This window comes from Rhodopila sp. (genome assembly GCF_965276935.1).
Taxonomy (GTDB): Bacteria; Pseudomonadota; Alphaproteobacteria; order Acetobacterales; family Acetobacteraceae; genus Rhodopila.
This window is the reverse complement of sequence record NZ_CBDIBS010000003.1, coordinates 1,641,802-1,658,076: the sequence shown is the minus strand read 5'-3', so window position 1 is coordinate 1,658,076 and position 16,275 is coordinate 1,641,802. Positions and strand designations below refer to the sequence as shown.

Sequence of the window (16,275 nt, the reverse complement as noted above, 5' to 3'; positions counted from 1 at the left end):
GCCGGAAAGCTGTGGCAACCATGCCGCCCCATGGTGGATGGCGCACGATTTTCATTTCTTTCGCTGCTGCGGCACGGTGCGGGGCAGGCCTGGGCTCGGCAGTGGCGGGATGCGCAGCCGAAGTCATCCTACGATACGATCATCGTCGGTGCCGGCGGCCACGGTCTGGCGACAGCGTATTATCTTGCCAAGGAGCATGGCATCCGCGATGTCGCGGTGCTCGACAAGGGCTGGCTGGGCGGCGGCAACACGGGACGCAACACCACCATCATCCGCTCCAACTACCTATGGGACGAGAGCGCGGCGTTGTACGACCACGCGCTGAAGCTGTGGGAGCGGCTGGCCGGCGAACTGAATTACAACGTGATGTTTTCGCCGCGCGGTGTGCTCATGCTGGCGCATACGCATCACGACATGCAGGTGTTCCGGCGCCACGTCCACGCCAACCGTCTGCAAGGCATCGACAATGCGTGGCTGACGCCGGCTCAGGCGAAGGCGGTCTGCCCGCCGCTGGATATCGGCGCGGACGCCCGCTATCCGATTCTGGGTGCCGCCCTGCAGCGGCGTGGCGGCACCGCTCGGCATGACGCCGTGGCATGGGGCTACGCCCGGGCCGCCAGCGCCCGCGGAGTGGACATCATTCAGAACTGCGCCGTGACCAGCATCGCTCGCGACCCCACCGGCAGGGTCACCGGCGTCGAAACGACACGCGGCCCGGTCGCTGCCCGACAAGTGGGCGTGGTGGCCGCGGGCCATACCAGTGTGGTGATGGCGATGGCCGACGTACGCATGCCGCTTGAATCGTTTCCGCTGCAAGCATTGGTCAGCGAGCCGGTGAAGCCGGTGATGCCCTGCGTGGTGATGTCGAACACCGTGCATGCCTATATCTCCCAGTCGGACAAGGGCGAACTGGTGATCGGCGCCGGCACCGACGCCTACACGTCGTACAGCCAGGCCGGCGGGTTGCACATTACCAGCGAGACCTTGCAGGCACTCTGCGAGATGTTTCCCATGTTCCGGCGGCTGCGGATGCTGCGCAACTGGGGCGGCATTGTTGATACGACGCCGGACCGGTCACCCATCATCGGACCGACCCCGGTGCCGGGACTGTTCGTCAATTGCGGGTGGGGTACGGGCGGATTCAAGGCAACACCCGGATCTGGTCATGTCTTTGCCGCCACGATCGCACGGGGAACGCCACATCCACTCGCGGCACCCTTCGGTCTGGATCGCTTCACCACCGGCCGCGTGATCGATGAGGCCGCGGCGGCGGCCGTGGCGCACTGATGCTGCTGATCCCATGCCCATGGTGCGGCCTGCGTCCGGAGAACGAGTTTCGTTACTGCGGTCAGGCGCATGTGGTGCGTCCGGATGATCCGTCCGCCGTCGACGATGCGGCCTGGGCGGCTTATCTGTATCTGCGGGACAACGCGAAAGGTGCCCACAAGGAACGTTGGCGGCATATACATGGCTGCGGACGGTTCCTAAACTGCATACGTGACACCGTAACCGACCGTATCGCCGCGACATACCGCCCTGGTGAGGCCGATGAACGGTAGCCCTGACCTGCCGTCATGGTCGGGCAAGGCCCTTCTTGCATCCTGCGCTGCCGCACCCGAAACCACTTCGCCATGACCCAACCATTCCGCGCCTCGGCCGGCGGACGGATCAACCGCGCTGATCGCCTGCGTTTCACCTTCGACGGCCGTCCTTACAGCGGCTTCGCCGGCGACACGCTCGCCTCCGCCTTGCTGGCGAACGGCGTGCACCTTGTCGGCCGCTCGTTCAAATACCATCGTCCACGCGGTATTATCTCCACCGGCGCCGAGGAGCCGAATGCCTTGGTCACCGTTGATCGCGGCGCCGGCCGGATCACGCCCAACCTGCGCGTGACCCAGATCGGGCTTTACGACGGCCTGACCGTCCACAGCCAGAACCGCTATCCCTCGCTTGGCTTTGACCTTGGCGCGGTGGCCGGACTGGCCGGCCCGCTGCTGGCAGCCGGCTTCTACCACAAGACCTTCATGTGGCCGCGATCGTTCTGGCACCGCCTGTACGAACCGGCGATCCGTCGCGCCGCCGGGCTTGGCAAGGCACCACGGGCGCCCGACCCGGATCGGTATCTGCATCAGTACGCGCACTGCGACGTCCTGGTGATCGGCGGCGGCCCTGCCGGCCTGTCCGCCGCATTGGGAGCCTCGGTCACCGGCGAACGGGTGATCCTGTGCGACGAGCAGCCGGAACTCGGCGGCTGCCTGCTGGCGGAGCCGGCGGTCACCATCGACGGCTGGGCTGCCGCCGACTGGGTGCGAGAAGCCGTCGCCACGCTATCCCGCTCGATCACCCTGCTGCCCCGCACCACGGCGTTCGGCTGGTATCCCGATCAGATGATCGGCCTGGTGCAGCGGCTGACGGATCACGTCGCCGCTCCCGATCCCGCAATGCCGCGGGAACGCCTGTGGCAGGTCCGCGCCGGCAGGGTGATCCTGGCAACCGGCGCCATCGAGCGGCCGCTGGTATTTCCCGGCAATGACCGGCCCGGCGTGATGCTGGCCGGCGCGGCACGGACCTATCTGCATCGCTACGGTATCATACCGGGCCGGCGCGTGCTGTTGGCGACCGCCGACGACAGCGCCTATCGCACCGCCGCCGACCTGCACGACGCTGGGATAGCCATCGCCGCGATTGTTGATCAGCGCGCCGCGCCAGAGGGCGAGGCGATCGAGGCAGTCCGTGCGCGCCGGCTGCCGGTCCACACCGGCACCACCATCGCCGGGACCAAGGGCCGGATGCGAATCCGCTCCGCCGGTTTGGCGAACGGGATCGATGTCATCCCTTGCGACACGCTTCTGATGTCGGGCGGCTGGACGCCCTCGGTGCACCTGCATTCCCAGTCACGCCGCCCGCTGATGTTCCACGCTGCGTCGGGCACCTTCCTACCGACTGATGAGCCGGGACGGGCCGGCGCTCGCGCCGTGGAATCGGGACGCGCCTGTGCCGCGGGATCGGTCGGCGCCTGCGCCGGCGTCTTCGACCTGGCTGTCACGCTTCACGACGGCACCGCAGCCGGCGGCGGCGCGCCGCGCCTGTTCAGTGTCATGGGTCTGCCGGCGATGGCGCCTTCGTTGCCGCCGTTGCCGGCCGCCCCACATCCGAAGGCGTTCGTTGACTTCGGCAATGACGTGACCACGCGCGATTTGGCGGTCGCAATGGACGAGGGTTTCCGCTCGATTGAGCATGTCAAACGCTACACCACGACCGGCATGGCGACCGATCAGGGCAAGACGTCCAACCTGAACGCGTTGGCCACTGTCGCCGGTCTGACCGGACAAGGGATCGAGGCAATCGGCCAGACCAGCTTCCGGCCGCCCTACACGCCGGTGACCTTCGGCAGCCTGGCCGGTCCATTCCGCGGCAAGCTGTTCGCCCCGGAGCGCCTGCCGCCGATCGCCGTGCCGGGTGCGGTGCTTGAAGATGTTGGTAACTGGAAGCGCGCCCGATGCTTTCCGCACGACAATGAAACCATTCAGGCTGCCGTCGCGCGCGAATGTCGTGCGGTGCGTACCGAGGTCGGCATCTTCGACGCCAGCACCCTGGGAAAAATTGAAGTTGCCGGCGCGGATGCCGAGGCATTCCTGAATCGCATCTACACCGGCGACTTCAGCACCCTCCACCCCGGCCGTTGCCGCTATGCCATCCTGCTCGGGGAGGATGGTTTCATCCGCGACGATGGCATTGTCGGCCGTCTGTCAGCCGACCGTTTCCATGTCACCACAACGACCGGCGGCGCCGCATCCGTGCTGCACCACATGGAAGATTATCTGCAGACCGAATTCTTCGGCATGCGCGCCTGGCTGACCTCGATCACCGAGCAGTGGGCTGTCATTGCCGTGCAAGGACCACGGTCGGCCGATATCCTGGGGCCGTTCATCCCAGACATTGATCTGGGCGCGATGCCGCACATGAGCGTGCGGGAAGGCCATATCGGCGACATCCCGGTCCGGTTGTTCCGCGTCAGCTTTACCGGTGAGATGGGGTTCGAGATCAACCTGCCGCCGGATCAGGCGCAGCGTGTCTGGGACACGCTTCTGCAACGTGACGTCATGCCGTACGGCACCGACGCGATGCACATCCTGCGCGCCGAGAAAGGCTACATCGTCATCGGCCAGGACACCGACGGGACGGTCATTGCCGATGATCTGGGCCTGGATTGGACCATCAGTCGGGTAAAATCGGATTTCGTCGGCAAACGCTCGCTGTCGCGGCCCGACATGCTGCGCGCGGACCGCAAGCAATTGGTCGGCCTGCTGCCGATCGATCCAGCGGTGGTGCTGGAGGAAGGCGCGCAGGTGATAGAAGGCCGCCGATCCGCGTCTCTCGGTCACGTCACCTCCGCCTACCACAGCCCTGTTCTCGATCGTGGGTTTGCCATGGCGCTGGTGTCGGCGGGCCGTGCCCGGATTGGTTCGGTGCTACTTGTGCCGATGGTGCGGGCCCTGGTGCGGGTGACCGTCACCGAACCGCTGTTCTACGACAAATCCGGCGAGCGCCCGCATGCTTCGCCCGGTCCACGCCCACCCGGCGCATCGCTGCTGCCCGCGACCGTCACGCCCGCGCCGGTCGCCCGGCCCGCAGCCTCCGTCCGGCTGGCAGCGCTGACGCCGGCGACACGGCTATGCGTACGCGCCGCCACCGCCGCGGCGACGGCCATTGGATTGGCGATCGGAGTGCTGCTGCCCACTGTTCCCTGCCGTTCGATGACCGCCCGCAACCGGGCGGCGCTGTGGCTGGGGCCGGACGAATGGCTGATCCTCGCGCCGGAGGCTGACACCATGGTTGTGGCGCAGGCGATGCGGGCGGCCGCCGATCAGTCGGCCAGCGTGGTGGATGTCTCACATCAGGCCGGGCGCCTGGAGGTCACAGGGCCGCGCGCTGAATGGTGCCTGAACGCGTTCTGCGCCCTGGACCTGGATTTGGTTACGTTCCCCGTCGGCATGTGCACCCGCACCCTGCTGGGGAAGGCCGAGGTGATCCTGTGGCGCATCGGCGTGGAGGCATTCCAGGTCGATATCACGCGGTCGTTCATGCCTTACGTCTGGGCCTGTCTGGAAGAGGCGCGGTTGGAGTTCATGGTCATGCCGCGACCACCGACGCCGCCGCCCCATTGATCGTCACGTCAACCGCCAGAGCCGTCCAGATGAGCACGAAGTCAGTCCTCATGTCAGGCACCAATTACCATAGGCGACGCAGTTGCCGATAAGATGGCTTGGCTGCCGTGTCATGCCGATGAACCAGTCGATCGACAGCACCAGCACGATGCGGATCGCCGCCGCCACGTTCGACGGGACCAGGCAGATACGCGGCACCAGCATCAAGTCGTCGGATGACAGGGATGTGTCGGCCGCCTGAATGATGAATAACCTCATTCGCCTCGCACCCGCCTGTCATTTTCACGCGCCAGCAAATGCTCTACCGTTCATGCAACGCCAACAACGAAGCGAGGAAACACATGGACTCCAGTGGGGACTTCCACGGCAAGGTTGCCTTGATCACCGGTGGCGGCAACGGCATTGGGCGCGCCGCCGCCCTCGGTTTCGCCAGCCGCGGCGCCAAGGTCGTGATCGTGGATCGCGACCAGGCCGCGGGCGAGGCCACCGTCGGCATCCTGCGCCAGCAGGGCGGCGACGCACTCTTCGTGTCGGCCGACGTCACCCGTTCCGCCGATGTGCAGAACTACGTAAAGCTAGCATTGGATGCCTATGGTTCGATCGACTGCTTTGCCAACAACGCCGGCATCGAAGGCAGCGTCGCCGCCACTTACCAGTACGACGAGGAGATGTTCGACCGGGTGATGGCGGTCAACGTCAAGGGCGTCTTCCTGGGTCTGCGCCACGTCCTGCCGGTGATGATCAAGCAGGGCCACGGGGCGGTGGTAAACACCGCCTCGGTGGCCGGCCTGGTCGCCTCGCCGGGGATGCCGGCCTACGTTGCGTCGAAGCATGCGGTGATCGGTCTGACCAAGACCGCGGCCGGCGAGGTTGGGCGGGCCGGCGTGCGGGTGAATGCCGTGTGTCCTGGCCCGATCGACACGCGGATGATCCATTCACTGGAAACGATGTTGAACCCGGACGACCCTGGCAGCGTCGGCACCCGCTACCAGTCCAACATCCCGATCGGCCGCTACGGCACCGCCGAGGAAGTCGCCAACCTGGTGATCTTCCTGTCGTCGGACCTGGCATCCAACATCACTGGAGCGCACTACGTCGTCGATGGCGGGCGAAGCGCCACGGGCGGTGCGGTCACCAACAACCTGGTGCGCTGAGATGCTGCTGGCCGGCAAGCTGGCCCTGGTCACCGGCGGCGGATCCGGGATTGGTGAGGGCATCGCGCGCGCCATGGCCGACAACGGCGCCCGCGTGATCGTGGCCGATGTGAACGCGGCCGGCGCCGAACGCGTCGCCGCCTCGATCGGTGGCGATACAGCGTATCATTGGCTGGATGTGTCGGACCGGGCGGCATGCGATGCGCTTGCAGGGAAGGTCGGTCCTGTCTCGATCCTGGTGAACAACGCCGGCATCATCCGGCGCGGCAAGCTGGAGGCGGACAGCACGCAGGCGGATTGGGACGCGACGATGGCGGTCAATCTGGATGGGCCGTATAACATGGTTATCGCATTCCTGGACCAGTTGAAGGCGACCAAAGGCTGCGTGATTAACATTGGCTCAGTCCAGTCGTTCGTGGCGCTGCCGAATTCGGCCGCCTACACCACCTCGAAAGGCGGCGTGCGGGCGCTGACCAAGGCGCTGGCGATCGAACTGTCGCCGCAAGGGGTGCGGGTCAACGCGATCGGTCCAGGCATGATCGCCACCCCGCTGAACGCCGATGCCCGTCAGAACCCCGACTACATGGCCAACTTCACCCAGCGCATTCCGCTCGGCCGCCTGGGCGAGCCGGCGGATATCGCCGGTCCGGCGGTGTTCCTCGCCTCCGACCTGGCGCGCTACATCACTGGCGTCACCTTGCCGGTCGATGGCGGGTTCCTGGCATACTGATGATGCAAACGATCCGCACGCCGGTCCTGGAGATCGCTTACCTCGAATCCGGTCCTTCCGACGGGCCGGTGGTGGTCCTGCTGCATGGCTGGCCATCTGACGTGCACGATTGGGACGCAGTGGCGCCGCCGTTGGCGGCTGCCGGTTACCGCGTGCTGGTGCCGTGGCTGCGCGGCTTTGGTCCGACCCGGTTTCTGCATGCGGCGACACCGCGGAGCGGGCAGCAGGCGGCGCTGGGCGCGGATGTGCGCGATTTCATGGACGCCTTGTCGATCCGTCGCGCGATCCTGGGCGGTTACGACTGGGGCGGGCGAGCGGCCTGCGTCGTGGCGGCGCTGTGGCCAGACAGGGTGGACGGGCTGGTCGCCATCACTGGCTACGGCATTCAGGACATCGCCGCCTCCGCTCGGCCTGGGGCAGCCGAGCAGGAGTTTCGGCACTGGTATCAGTGGTATTTCCATACCGAGCGTGGGTGTGCCGGCCTGGCCGCCAATCGCGGCGACATCGCACGGCTGCTGTGGCGTCTGTGGTCGCCGAACTGGGTCTTCGACGACGCGACGTTCCTGCTTACGGCACCGAGTTTCGACAATCCGGACTTTGTCGCGGTGACCATTCAGTCGTACCGGCATCGCTACGGCAACGCTCCTGGCGATCCGGCCTATGACGATCTGGAAGCCTTGCTGGCGGCTCAGCCGCCGGTCACCGTGCCGGCGATCGTCCTGCACGGCGAAGACGACGGGGTGGCCTCTCCGGCAGGCTCCATTCCACGTGACCGGTTGTTTACCGGCGGCATGGAGCGTTTGCTGGTTCCCCGCGCCGGACATTTCCTGTCGCGGGAGAACCCGTTGGATGTGGTAGCCGCGGTGGAGCGGCTGGCGAAGGCTTGATGAAAAAGTATCCGTTGATCAATAGGCGCGCCGTTCGCGGCAGCGTGCCGATTGCGGCGGCAAGGCACTCTCGCAACGTTATCGCGGCCGCGGGGCCGCCATCCCCGACTTGACGTGCTGATTTCCGAAAAACGGTGGATGGAACCCCCCTCGCCATGACGAGATCGGGCAACCGTGCCTGGTCCGCGGCAGTGGGGTGGCGACAAACCCTGAAGGAGACGCAATGATGGACATCATTCCCAACGGGCAGACACTCGGCGCGCGCGTCGAAGGCATCGATCTGGCGGAGCCGCTGTCCAATGGCGACTTTCGCGCGTTGCTCCGCGCCCTCGGGCGGCATGGTGTGCTTTGCTTTCCCGATCAGACCCTCGAGACCGCCGCCTTCGCCGCCTTCGGCAGGCGCTTCGGCGATCTGGAGGTCAATGTCGCCAACCAGTTCCATGAGTCCGACTTTCCCGAAGTCATGATCCTGTCAAACCAGCTTCGTCCCGACGGCAGGCCAGTGGGACTGAACGATGCCGGGCAAGGCTGGCACACCGACATGTCCTATAGCCGCGACATTGCATTGGCGAACGTGCTGCATGCCCAGGCGGTGCCGGTCCGCAACGGCAAGCCGGTGGGGGAGACCCAGTTCCGCAACATGCACGCCGCCTACGACGAACTGCCGGAGGGCCTGAAGCACACACTGGAAGGCCGCACCGCGACGCATGACTTCGAGAAGTTCTGGGAGGTGATGCGGCAGCGTCCAGGGTCACGGCGCGCCCCGCTGACCGAGGCGCAGAAGCGGCAAAAGCCGCCAGTGTCGCAGCCTTTGGTGCGGCTGCACCCGTTGACCGGACGAAAGGTGCTGTACGCCAATCCCGGCTACACCATGTCGATCGACGGCATGGACCCGTACGAGAGCGGCACGATCCTGGACTACCTGTTCCGCCATCAGGAGCGCGCGGACTTCCTGTATGCTCATCACTGGGCGGTGGGCGATGTGCTGATGTGGGACAACATCGGCACGGTGCACAACGCGGTTGCCGACTACATGCCGTCCGAGCCGCGGTACATGCGCCGGGTGCAGGTGATGGCGACGCTGGACTATCCCGCGCTGGTGGTTTGAGTAAAAGATAACGCGGCTCAGAAGGCACAGAAACCAAAGTGGCGCTATTCGTCCGGTGGTATATGTCGTGTCCTAGCGGAGCGGTGAGGATGCCGCAGTCCACTCACTAGAAGTGCTACTGTCCCGGCGATCATGCTGAGGGCCTCCGGAGGCGCACGCCATACGAAGATCAGCACTGTGATAGCGAGGATCAGTTGCGCGAATGCTGAACACCAAGTCATACGAGGCTCCGTGCGCTGAGACAACGCGGCGGAGTTTGGCAATTTGGCGAACCCGCATTAAGGCCAAAACTTCCAGGGACGTTTGGCCCCAATAAGAAAGCGACAGACCCTTACGGCGAACCTTTTGAACACGGGACGTGTTGGAGTATGGCCTTTCCCTTTCTGACCAGTTTTTTTGCTGACGACACGTCCGCGAGGTTTTCTTGGCTTCTCACCTTCTCGAATGCGTCGCCGGACTTCATGTCTTCCAAGCGGTACTGATCGTACGACAGGGCGGCTCGTTTGGCTCTTTCAGCCGAGGCCCGATCCTTGATCGCATTCGATCCTTGTTTGGTGAACTTGAGTAGCTTAGAAATGAATGCGGCTAGGTTGCCGTCGGCCTCTGCCGCTATCAGACCTAGTGCTGTCTCGTGCAGATAGGCGGCGCACCAACCCGGGAGCGGCATGGGTGTCACACATGGATCGGTGCACAGAGATGGTCGGCTTCGTCGCTACAGCATTTCGCCTCCGTTAAGTGGATCTCCTGCCTGTTGGTTACGTAAGGTACTGCTGTCAGGTCGCCTCGCAGGGAGGGCGTAGCCTGATCGGAGAGGCGACCCGACAGCAGCGGCAAAATTCATGCGGCTGCCACGTGTGGCGGCAGGTGGGTGAAGTAGGCTTGGTCCGGCGTCCGGGCGTCAAGGCTCGAGTGCGGTCGTTTGCAGTTGAAGAAATCCAGATATACCCCGATCAGGCGCCGCGCTTCGGCGACGGTTTCATAGGCCCGCAGATAGACCTCCTCGTACTTCACCGACCGCCACAGCCGCTCGACAAATACGTTGTCTCGCCACGCACCACGACCGTCCATGCTGATGGCGATCCCGTTCTCCAGCAGCAGCCCGGTGAACGCGGCACTGGTGAACTGGCTGCCTTGATCGGTGTTGAAAATGTCCGGTTTTCCCTGCCGCGCCAGCGCTTCCTCGACGGTCTCGAGGCAGAAATCAACCTCCATGGTGACCGACACCCGCCACGCCAGAACCCGCCGGCTAAACCAGTCAACCACCGCCGCCAGATAGACAAAGCCTTTCGCCATCGGAATGTAGGTGATGTCCATCGACCACACCTGGTTGGGCCGGTCAACCGGCAGGCCGCGCAAAAGATATGGGTAAATCTTGTGTCCTGGACACGGCTTTGACGTGTTCGGCCGACGGTAGATCGCCTCAATACACATTCGGCGCATCATCGTCCGCACCATCTCGCGGCCAATGATCACCCCCTCCCCGCGTAGCAGATCGCGCAGCATCCGGCTGCCCGCGAACGGGTAGTCCAGGTGCAGCGCATCAATCCGCCGCATGATGACAAGCTCGCCCTCGGGCACCGGCTGCGGGTCGTAGTACAGGCTGCTGCGGCTCAATCGCAGCAACGCCGCCTGCCGCCCCAGCGGCAACTCGTGCGTCCGGTCAATCATCGCTTTGCGCTCCGCAGGCCGGCCTTGCTGAGCGCACCGGACAAAAAATCGTTCTCCAGCGTCAGCTCTCCGATCTTGGCGTGGAGTGTCTTGACGTCGATGACAGGTGCCGGTTCGGATGCTCCGCCGCCCGAACCAAACAGGCCCGAGGCTGCCTCCAGCAGGTGTCCCTTCCAGGCAGTGATCTGGTTCGGATGCACCTCAAACTGTTGCGCCAACTCGGCCAGCGTCTTCTCGCCCTTGATCGCGGCCAGCGCCACCTTGGCCTTGAAGGCCGCAGCGTGGGTCCGGCGTGTTCGCTTCGTCATATTCGCTCCTGATCCGCGGCATCCTCGCCGCTCTCAGGCAGAAGTTCCACTTAGCAGACTGTCCGAATTTAGCCGACCACCTCTGAGTCGAGAGCCACTAGCATAAGGGCGACATACCACACCATCAGAGTACGATAAGACGTTACCTATGAGCCCAAACCAAGAATTCGAGTTCATGGCAAAGAGCCGCGTGCCCGGCGCCGAGACAGTGAGATGCACCGTCAGCCAGCATCCTGGCTTTCGCTTTGAGCCAAAAGCGGTTAGCGCAGGGTGGCTGGAGGAGAGAGTCATCGTCAGGCAAAAGTCCGGCTGACAGCAGAGGCATACGCCGACACGATTCTCGAACTGTGCCACTTCATTGGGATATTCTGACGTAGCTGCAAAGGACAACAATGATAGGTTCTAGCCATGGTATATGGGACAACATCGGCACGGTGCACAATGCGGTTGCCGACTACATGCCGTCCGAGCCGCGATACATGCGTCGGGTACAGGTGATGGCGACACTGGATTATCCCGCGCTGGTGGCCTGACAGATGGCGGATTTCACCGGCAAGCGCATTGTCGTCACTGGCGGGGCGGGCGGCATCGGCATCGAGACGGTGCGCGCCTTCATGAGCCAGGGCGGCCACGTCGTCATGGCCGATGTCGATGAGGCCGCCCTGGCCCGCGCACAAAGCAGTCTCGGCCGGGTACGGCTGGGCATCATCGCCTCCGCCCTGGATACGCCGGCGGAATGCGCCCGGGTGATTGAGTCCGCCGGTGCGCCGGTCTTCGCGCTGGTGCATCTGGCGGGACTGTTCGAGCGGGATGACCTGAACCCCGACGACCATGGCGTCTGGAACCGGGCGATCGCCGCGAACCTGACCAATGCCTACGACATGGCGGTGGCGTTCTCGACGCGTTTTGACCAGCGAGAGCCGGCGCGAATCGTACTGACCAGCTCCGTAGCCTATCGGCGCGGCAGCGCAGATTTTGCGCCATACGCCGCCGCGAAAGCCGGGATTGTCGGGCTGACCCGGGCACTGTCGCGAAAACTGGCACCGGACGTGTTGGTAAACGCCATCGCGCCCGGCTTGATCGAGACGAAGATGGCGGACCCGATCATCGCCGAACGCGGCGAGGCGTATCGGCAGGAAATCCCGCTGAAGCGCTTTGGCAAGCCGTCCGAGATCGCCTCGGTCATCCGGTTCCTGTGTTCGCCCGACGCGTCCTATATTACCGGGCAGACAATCACGATCGATGGCGGCATTACCAACGCCTGACCGGCTCTGGAGACGGCTGAACAGGCCTTAGCCGAGGCGAGTTCCATGTCTTGTCATGACTGGCTTTAACCTCCTCACGCTGATCGCTTGGGGCAGCAAGGGATATGCGCCTCATATAGGTTGTTCTGGGGTCATATGAGAATTGAGCACGCGTCCACCTTCCGCCCGTCTCTCACATATTCGTAATCTCCAGACACGGCGCAGTTAAAAATTGCTAACTCCTGCGCAGTTAAAAGTAGACGTGAACCGCGGATGACAGTGCAACCGATGCTAGCCATCGCCGTTGCGCTTTCCATCGCTGCATTCATGCAAGGAAGACGGGGGGAGTCGCATGGCTGGACGGAATTCGCGTGCAAGTAAGATCCGGATGCTCGGGATTGCCGGCTTCCTGGCGGGGATCATGCCATTTGCCATGGGCGCGTCTGCACAGGCGGCACCGGATGACGCGGCGGCCAAGATGCAGATCGACCAGGCCAACAAGGCGCTGGAAGACAATCAGCCAAAAGACCCCCTGATTGCCCGCGGCAAGTACCTCGCCACAGTCGGCGACTGCTCGGCGTGCCATAGCGCCAAAGATGGCCGCGATTACGCCGGCGGGCAGTACATGCCGACGCCGTTCGGTCCGATTTCCACGCCCAACATCACCCCCGACAAGGAGACCGGGATCGGCGACTGGACGGATGACCAGTTCGTTCGCCTTTTTCATGAGGGTCTCGGCAAGAATGGCGAGCACATCTATCCAGTGATGCCGTATCCCTGGTTCACCAAGGTTAGCCGCGACGACGCGCTGGCTATCAAGGCCTATCTGTTCTCGCTTCAGCCGGTGCACGCACCGCGTCTGCCCAACCATCTGGCATTTCCGTTCAACGTTCGTGCCGGTCTTGCTGTTTGGGACCAGTTGTTCCTGAAGGAGGGCGTCTTCAAACCCGACCCGTCAAAATCGGCGGAGATCAACCGCGGGGCGTATCTCGTTGAAGGCTTGGGTCATTGCGGTGAGTGTCATAACGGCCGCAATCTGCTGGGTGACACGCAGATGGCGCAGTCGTTGCGTGGCGGTCCAATCCAGGACTGGTATGCGCCAAACATAACGTCCGATATGCAGAATGGCATCGGCAAGTACAGTGACGATCAGGTCTTCAGCTTTCTCAAGACCGGCGTCGCCCCCGGAATGGGCGTGGTGGCGGGACCCATGTCACAGACCGTTCACGAAAGCCTTTCCAAGCTGACGGACGCGGACGTCCATGCCATCGTCGCCTATCTGAAATCGACCCCAGCGGAACCGAGTTATACCGGCAAGCAGGACGCCGCGTTCACCGGCCCGCAGGCAGCCGGCGCGCAGGTCTATCTCAACAACTGCGCATCCTGTCACCAGCTTGACGGCAAGGGCATTGGCGAGAACGTGCCATCGCTTGTGAACAATGGCGCCGTGCTGGCGAACGGGCCGGAGGATGTTATCCGCGTGATCCTTAGCGGTATCGAGGCGCAGGCGACCTATGCGCCGATGCCCGCCGTCAGTGTCGGCATGACTGACCAGCAGATTGCCGACGTAACGAACTACGTTCGCCAGTCCTGGGGCAACAAGGCGCCAGCAAATGCTGGTCCGGGTACGGTTGGCAAGCTACGTGCAACGTCGTTTTCAGCGATGAATATCGGGCCCAATGGGCACTGCGATACCGTGGTGCAGCCGGATCTCGCCCGCGTTATCAACGATCCCAAAAGCGGCATCATGGACGCGCTTCGCTCCATGACGTTGGAGAACGTGTTGCAGACCGCTGGCCAAGTGGTTTCAAAGGTCAAGGCAGCGGCGCCGCAAGCCAAGCGGGCGGACATAGTCAACAGCCTGACCATCGCCTACTGCCCAATTGTCCAAGCCAACAGCACGGTTGCGGAAAATCAGAAAGTGGCCGAGCTGGATAATTTCAGTGAGCGTGTCTACTCGGAACTTCAAACCGCCGGCAAGGAGTGAGACCGGCTGTCGCATCGGGCCGAACATCGGTTCGATGCGACAGCCCTTCGGGTAGTCCGTAGCGTTTCGCCGGCGATCCCCTTGGTCAGGCGAATGCAATGGTTCGTAAGCGATAAAAATGGGAGACGGTTTGGACAACCGAAGGCTGGCTGAGGTGCCCAATCGTTTTCGCGGTTGCTCCACCGATTAAAGTGCTAAAGATCTGACCACGATACGAGCCACGTGCTGTATCACACGCTGAACTCCAACGTCACCCCAAATGCCTCTGTCGCCGGTACCAGCACGCTGGTTCCGATCCGATCCACGCCGCGAATGCCGCCGGCTTCCAACGCTGTCTCCGCCGCGTCCAGCGACAGCGTCTGGAATGTCAGTGCCGCCATATAGTCGCGCCGGCCGCGGCTGTCGGCGGCCGCGTCGCCGAACATTTCCCACAGCGCCGCCGGCGTCACCACATCGAAACGCGACAGGCCCAGGGTCAGAGCACAGCCATCATCTGTCGCACGCACCGCGCGCGGGCCGAACATCCGTGTGAACAGGGTTCCCACGGTGTCAGGGCTTTCGGCCGCGATCACCGCGCGGGCCACGCCGACCGCGCCGTTCGCATGTTGCCGCCATTCGTCGCGCCAGACCAGGTGCCGCGTCAGATGCTGGCAGAAATATAGCCGCCCTGCCGGCGCTGTGCCACGCGGCAGCCTAACCGTACGGAACACGGCGTCACGTTGCCCTGTCTTGATCTCCACCGGCCGGGAAAACTGCTGCGGCGGATCGATTGGAACCTCGGCCTGCCGCAGGGCATCGAATGTGGCGGCCGCGTCCTCGGTTCCAAACACCAGACCCTCCAGCCCGATCGGCGCTTCCATGATCTCTGGCCGGCTGGTATCGCCTGGCGTGGCGGCGATCAGTTCCAGGTAATCCGTGCCGAACATCGCCAGATGGTTTATCGAGCCCAGCGTGTGGTAGCCACGTGGCGTCAGGGTAAAGCCCAACCGGCGATAGGTGTCGGCGGCCTGGTCGATGCGGTCGCGGACGTTCACGACCACATGGTCAAGCGTCGGAACCGGAAAAACATGCGTCATGCGAGATCACCCAAAGCTTGAATATGTCATACCCGTCGGGCCATGCTCCGCCAAGATTGACAAGCCGATCAAGTCGAGTGCGGATGGGACTGCGTGATCTTGACCGGCCACGATTGCTTCCACCGTACACAAGGATTCGGATGATGTCCGTCACCCAACCCGTCCTGCTCCTGACCGGTGCCAGCCGCGGCATCGGCCACGCCACCGTCAAGCGCTTCGGCAGCGCGGGATGGCGCGTCCTGACGATCTCTCGCCAAGCATTTGATCCACGCTGTCCCTGGCCGGGCGGGGAGCGCAATCATATCCAACTCGACCTGTCCGACGTCGACATCGTGCGGGATGCCCTGCCGCGGATCAAGGAGATCACCGGCGGTCGGCTGGATGCGCTGATCAACAACGCCGCGGTATCGCCCAAGCACGAGGATGGCGGGAAGATCACCAGCCTGGAGATGGTCTACAAGGATTGGCTGCGCGTCTTCAACGTCAATTTCTTTTCCGCCATCCTGCTGGCGCAGGGGTTGAGCGAACTGCTGGTGGAATCGAGGGGCAGCATTGTCAACATGACCTCGATCGTCGGCTCCCGCGTGCATCCCTTCGCCAGTGCCGCCTATGCAACGTCCAAGGCGGCGCTGGCGGCGCTGACACGGGAAATGGCGAATGATCTGGGCCGTTATGGCGTGCGGGTGAATGCGGTTTCGCCTGGCGAGATCGACACCGCCATCCTGTCACCGGGAACCGAGGAGATCGTCCAGCGCGACATCCCGATGCGGCGGGTCGGCAAGCCGAACGAGGTCGCCAATCTGCTGTTTTTCCTGTGCTCGGATCAAGCGCTTTATCTCAGCGGCTCCGAGGTGCATATCGACGGCGGTCAGCGGGTTTAGCACTTTGGCCTGACGTCTCGCATTCCGCCGATACGTCGACGCATGGCATGATTTTTGTCGTCAG

General features: G+C 63.7%; 14 protein-coding genes. 11 read left to right on the top strand and 3 right to left on the bottom strand.

What is annotated here, in order from left to right:
* Positions 1 to 30: 30 nt before the first annotated feature.
* From ACQY4S_RS15555 to ACQY4S_RS15545, 3 genes are all read left to right on the top strand, one after another.
* Entirely contained in the window at positions 31 to 1,287 is a 1,257-nt protein-coding gene (locus ACQY4S_RS15555; RefSeq protein WP_428486095.1) for a sarcosine oxidase subunit beta family protein, read from the top strand.
* A complete protein-coding gene (locus tag ACQY4S_RS15550; protein WP_428486094.1) occupies positions 1,287 to 1,559 on the top strand; it encodes a sarcosine oxidase subunit delta in 273 nt (90 codons plus the stop codon). Before ACQY4S_RS15555 ends, ACQY4S_RS15550 begins: the two co-directional genes overlap by 1 nt.
* A 72-nt stretch (positions 1,560 to 1,631) precedes the next feature.
* Positions 1,632 to 5,168, top strand: a complete 3,537-nt coding sequence (locus tag ACQY4S_RS15545) for a sarcosine oxidase subunit alpha family protein (protein WP_428486093.1) — start codon at positions 1,632 to 1,634, stop codon at positions 5,166 to 5,168.
* Positions 5,169 to 5,216: 48 nt separating this feature from the next.
* On the opposite strand, the gene ACQY4S_RS15540 is transcribed toward ACQY4S_RS15545, so the two are convergent.
* Entirely contained in the window at positions 5,217 to 5,426 is a 210-nt protein-coding gene (locus tag ACQY4S_RS15540; RefSeq protein ID WP_428486092.1) for a hypothetical protein, read from the bottom strand.
* Between the two features lie 83 nt (positions 5,427 to 5,509).
* Here ACQY4S_RS15540 and ACQY4S_RS15535 point away from each other — a divergent pair, with 83 nt between their 5' ends.
* From ACQY4S_RS15535 to ACQY4S_RS15520, 4 genes are all read left to right on the top strand, one after another.
* On the top strand, positions 5,510 to 6,322 hold the full coding sequence (locus tag ACQY4S_RS15535; protein WP_428486091.1) for an SDR family NAD(P)-dependent oxidoreductase: 813 nt from the start codon (positions 5,510 to 5,512) through the stop codon (positions 6,320 to 6,322).
* Between the two features lies 1 nt (position 6,323).
* Entirely contained in the window at positions 6,324 to 7,052 is a 729-nt protein-coding gene (locus ACQY4S_RS15530; RefSeq protein WP_428486090.1) for an SDR family NAD(P)-dependent oxidoreductase, read from the top strand.
* Entirely contained in the window at positions 7,052 to 7,939 is an 888-nt protein-coding gene (locus ACQY4S_RS15525) for an alpha/beta fold hydrolase (RefSeq protein WP_428486089.1), read from the top strand. The genes ACQY4S_RS15530 and ACQY4S_RS15525 overlap by 1 nt, the downstream gene beginning before the upstream one ends.
* Positions 7,940 to 8,162: 223 nt before the next feature.
* Positions 8,163 to 9,047 (top strand): TauD/TfdA dioxygenase family protein, encoded by an 885-nt coding sequence (locus ACQY4S_RS15520; protein ID WP_428486088.1) that lies wholly within the window; start codon positions 8,163 to 8,165, stop codon positions 9,045 to 9,047.
* Positions 9,048 to 9,884: 837 nt separating this feature from the next.
* Here the strand turns inward: ACQY4S_RS15520 and ACQY4S_RS15515 are convergent.
* A protein-coding gene (locus ACQY4S_RS15515) for an IS3 family transposase (RefSeq protein ID WP_428483442.1) occupies positions 9,885 to 11,023 on the bottom strand; the annotation gives its coding sequence in 2 pieces (ribosomal slippage) (positions 9,885 to 10,765 and positions 10,765 to 11,023; 1,140 coding nt in all).
* A 392-nt stretch (positions 11,024 to 11,415) separates the two neighbouring features.
* Between ACQY4S_RS15515 and ACQY4S_RS15510 the strand changes: the two genes are divergently transcribed.
* From ACQY4S_RS15510 to ACQY4S_RS15500, 3 genes are all read left to right on the top strand, one after another.
* Positions 11,416 to 11,556, top strand: a complete 141-nt coding sequence (locus ACQY4S_RS15510) for a hypothetical protein (RefSeq protein WP_428486087.1) — start codon at positions 11,416 to 11,418, stop codon at positions 11,554 to 11,556.
* A gap of 3 nt (positions 11,557 to 11,559) precedes the next feature.
* Positions 11,560 to 12,288 carry an SDR family NAD(P)-dependent oxidoreductase gene (locus ACQY4S_RS15505; RefSeq protein ID WP_428486086.1) on the top strand — a complete coding sequence of 243 codons (729 nt, stop codon included), beginning with the start codon at positions 11,560 to 11,562 and terminating at the stop codon, positions 12,286 to 12,288.
* 367 nt (positions 12,289 to 12,655) lie between these two features.
* Complete coding sequence (locus ACQY4S_RS15500; RefSeq protein ID WP_428486085.1) at positions 12,656 to 14,254, top strand: c-type cytochrome; 1,599 nt, start codon at positions 12,656 to 12,658, stop codon at positions 14,252 to 14,254.
* Between the two features lie 230 nt (positions 14,255 to 14,484).
* Here the strand turns inward: ACQY4S_RS15500 and ACQY4S_RS15495 are convergent, their stop codons facing one another.
* Positions 14,485 to 15,330, bottom strand: coding sequence for a VOC family protein (locus ACQY4S_RS15495; RefSeq protein ID WP_428486084.1), 846 nt, complete (start codon positions 15,328 to 15,330; stop codon positions 14,485 to 14,487).
* Positions 15,331 to 15,470: 140 nt separating this feature from the next.
* On the opposite strand from ACQY4S_RS15495, the gene ACQY4S_RS15490 reads away from it, so the two are divergent.
* Positions 15,471 to 16,211 carry an SDR family NAD(P)-dependent oxidoreductase gene (locus ACQY4S_RS15490; RefSeq protein ID WP_428486083.1) on the top strand — a complete coding sequence of 247 codons (741 nt, stop codon included), beginning with the start codon at positions 15,471 to 15,473 and terminating at the stop codon, positions 16,209 to 16,211.
* Positions 16,212 to 16,275 lie beyond the last annotated feature (64 nt).

What these genes read in the sequence shown, in the direction of transcription:
- ACQY4S_RS15540 (WP_428486092.1), bottom strand. Translation starts at nt 5,426, where the DNA reads ATGAGGTTATTCATCATTCAGGCGGCCGACACATCCCTGTCATCCGAC.
- ACQY4S_RS15520 (WP_428486088.1), top strand. Translation starts at nt 8,163, where the DNA reads ATGATGGACATCATTCCCAACGGGCAGACACTCGGCGCGCGCGTCGAA.
- ACQY4S_RS15490 (WP_428486083.1), top strand. Translation starts at nt 15,471, where the DNA reads ATGATGTCCGTCACCCAACCCGTCCTGCTCCTGACCGGTGCCAGCCGC.
- ACQY4S_RS15555 (WP_428486095.1), top strand. Translation starts at nt 31, where the DNA reads ATGGTGGATGGCGCACGATTTTCATTTCTTTCGCTGCTGCGGCACGGT.
- ACQY4S_RS15550 (WP_428486094.1), top strand. Translation starts at nt 1,287, where the DNA reads ATGCTGCTGATCCCATGCCCATGGTGCGGCCTGCGTCCGGAGAACGAG.
- ACQY4S_RS15505 (WP_428486086.1), top strand. Translation starts at nt 11,560, where the DNA reads ATGGCGGATTTCACCGGCAAGCGCATTGTCGTCACTGGCGGGGCGGGC.
- ACQY4S_RS15545 (WP_428486093.1), top strand. Translation starts at nt 1,632, where the DNA reads ATGACCCAACCATTCCGCGCCTCGGCCGGCGGACGGATCAACCGCGCT.
- ACQY4S_RS15530 (WP_428486090.1), top strand. Translation starts at nt 6,324, where the DNA reads ATGCTGCTGGCCGGCAAGCTGGCCCTGGTCACCGGCGGCGGATCCGGG.
- ACQY4S_RS15500 (WP_428486085.1), top strand. Translation starts at nt 12,656, where the DNA reads ATGCTCGGGATTGCCGGCTTCCTGGCGGGGATCATGCCATTTGCCATG.
- ACQY4S_RS15495 (WP_428486084.1), bottom strand. Translation starts at nt 15,330, where the DNA reads ATGACGCATGTTTTTCCGGTTCCGACGCTTGACCATGTGGTCGTGAAC.
- ACQY4S_RS15510 (WP_428486087.1), top strand. Translation starts at nt 11,416, where the DNA reads ATGATAGGTTCTAGCCATGGTATATGGGACAACATCGGCACGGTGCAC.
- ACQY4S_RS15525 (WP_428486089.1), top strand. Translation starts at nt 7,052, where the DNA reads ATGATGCAAACGATCCGCACGCCGGTCCTGGAGATCGCTTACCTCGAA.
- ACQY4S_RS15535 (WP_428486091.1), top strand. Translation starts at nt 5,510, where the DNA reads ATGGACTCCAGTGGGGACTTCCACGGCAAGGTTGCCTTGATCACCGGT.